Source organism: Methylophaga sp. UBA1464 (genome assembly GCF_002325665.1).
GTDB lineage: Bacteria > Pseudomonadota > Gammaproteobacteria > Nitrosococcales > Methylophagaceae > Methylophaga.
In genome coordinates this window covers 85673-87429 of record NZ_DCSO01000045.1, presented here as the reverse complement: position 1 = coordinate 87429, position 1757 = coordinate 85673, and the positions used below count along the sequence as shown (strand labels likewise).

The window sequence follows — 1757 nt, the reverse complement described above, 5'->3', positions numbered from 1 at the left end:
TTGCCATTGCCTGATTTATGAGTCGATGGCATCTTAAAATTTATTTTTTGCCGAGTGCTAAAAAAGCGCCCACTACCACAGCTACAGCACCACTAATGATGAACCACATGGTTTCATCGGTAAAACGGCCAGTAAGTGTTTCAGTGACCTGATCGCCTAAAGACTGTGAAGCATTCCAACCGAAAATCAGCAGAATAACGCCGACAACTAACAAGATAATGCCTAAAAGTTTGGAACTCATATTCTCTCTCCTTTAATTATTTTATTTATGTTCTCCATAGATGTTCCGGCAAATCACAGACATTGATGATTTCGGCTCCTGCATGAGCGACCAGATCATCGTTTTCGACTGAGCTGCCATTTACACCTATCGCGCCCGACATAAATGCTTCATCATCCACAATCGGTACGCCTCCCGGAAAAGTAATCATGCCATCGTTTGAATGCTCAATACCATATATAAGGCTGACCGGACTGAGACAGTTGACCTGTTTCTCCACTGGGTATGCCGAAATAAACGGCGTACGGGCTTTTTTGGTGGCAATATCAATACTGCCTACCCAGGCAGGGAATGTGATTGCAATGACAACAATGTTGAATAAAAGCGGTTCCACTATAAAAGTCCCAGATATAAGCGCATTAATGTAAGTCAAAACGACTTATTTCATTTGATGACAGGATAAGCCTATGAGAACCGTTTTTTTATTACTCAGCGTAACTCTGAGTATCTTGGTAAATCAGGCCATTGCTGAAGATCGTCAGGCTCTCCAGCAACAACTTAATCAGGCTTGCGAAGCAGCGAGGTTGGAGAAACTGAAACCTGTACGTGAAAAATATGCAGCAGAATGCGTTGCGCAGTGGGATCGAAGCCAGGAGTATTGTGATCGTTTTTACAGTGATTATGGCAATCAGGGCGGTGCTCAAACGCCGTTGTTTTACGATCTGCCGGAGTGTGAAAAGGCCTGGAATTATCTTAATAGTCAGCGTCGACCTGACTAAATGTTCAGTTCAGATATTCTTGACCAAAATTGCTTGGCAACTGAGGATTTTGGAGTGCCTGTATGCGAGTGGCTATCTGATAGTTGTGTGTGGAGGGATCATGGTTTTTTAAAGCCACTATTTTGCCCCTGAAAAAACAATCACTTGTCTGTACTAAGTAGGTAAAAAAGCGTATGCTGTGCGCCCTTTATCACTAACTGATTTTATGGCCGGAAAACTTTTTATCAGAACCTTTGGTTGCCAGATGAACGAGTACGACTCGAACAAGATGGCCGAGGTGCTTGCTGCGTCGCATCAACTGGAAACAACCGATATCGCTGAAGAAGCGGATGTGTTGTTGCTCAATACCTGTTCGATCCGCGAAAAAGCTCAGGAAAAAGTTTTTCATCAACTGGGTCGCTGGAAACGCTGGAAGGATAAAAAACCGCATCTGGTGATCGGTGTCGGTGGCTGTGTGGCCAGTCAGGAAGGTGAAGCGATTCGTAAACGCGCGCCTTATGTGGATCTGATCTTTGGGCCGCAAACCCTGCATCGTCTGCCCATCATGCTGGATGACGTCAGAAAAAATAATAAACCGGAAATTGATATCTCATTCCCGGAAATCGAAAAGTTCGACAACCTGCCTGCACCGAAAGCCGATGGCCCAACAGCGTTTGTTTCTATCATGGAAGGTTGCAGCAAGTACTGCACATTCTGCGTCGTACCGTATACCCGCGGTGAAGAAGTCAGTCGTCCTGTGGGGGCCGTGCTGCGAGAGT

Annotated in this window: 3 protein-coding genes and 1 pseudogene; 2 read left to right on the top strand and 2 right to left on the bottom strand. The window is 45.2% G+C overall.

The genetic code is table 11. The features are described 5' to 3' along the window. Positions 1-40: 40 nt before the first annotated feature. Together B3O33_RS05110 and B3O33_RS05105 are read right to left on the bottom strand one after the other, a co-directional pair. Positions 41-241: a DUF3185 family protein gene (locus B3O33_RS05110; RefSeq protein ID WP_292361255.1), complete on the bottom strand. Its 201-nt coding sequence runs from the start codon at positions 239-241 to the stop codon at positions 41-43. Between the two features lie 25 nt (positions 242-266). Continuing rightward, a complete protein-coding gene (locus B3O33_RS05105; protein WP_292361254.1) occupies positions 267-614 on the bottom strand; it encodes a GlcG/HbpS family heme-binding protein in 348 nt (115 codons plus the stop codon). A 73-nt stretch (positions 615-687) separates the two neighbouring features. On the opposite strand from B3O33_RS05105, the gene B3O33_RS05100 reads away from it, so the two are divergent. Further along, a complete protein-coding gene (locus tag B3O33_RS05100) occupies positions 688-999 on the top strand; it encodes a hypothetical protein (RefSeq protein ID WP_292361253.1) in 312 nt (103 codons plus the stop codon). Between the two features lie 244 nt (positions 1000-1243). Beyond that, a pseudogene (locus tag B3O33_RS05095) lies at positions 1244-1757 on the top strand (tRNA (N6-isopentenyl adenosine(37)-C2)-methylthiotransferase MiaB); the annotation flags it as partial.

Excerpts from the sequence above, each read along its gene's own strand:
- B3O33_RS05100 (WP_292361253.1), top strand. The coding sequence starts at position 688 with ATGAGAACCGTTTTTTTATTACTCAGCGTAACTCTGAGTATCTTGGTA.
- B3O33_RS05110 (WP_292361255.1), bottom strand. The coding sequence starts at position 241 with ATGAGTTCCAAACTTTTAGGCATTATCTTGTTAGTTGTCGGCGTTATT.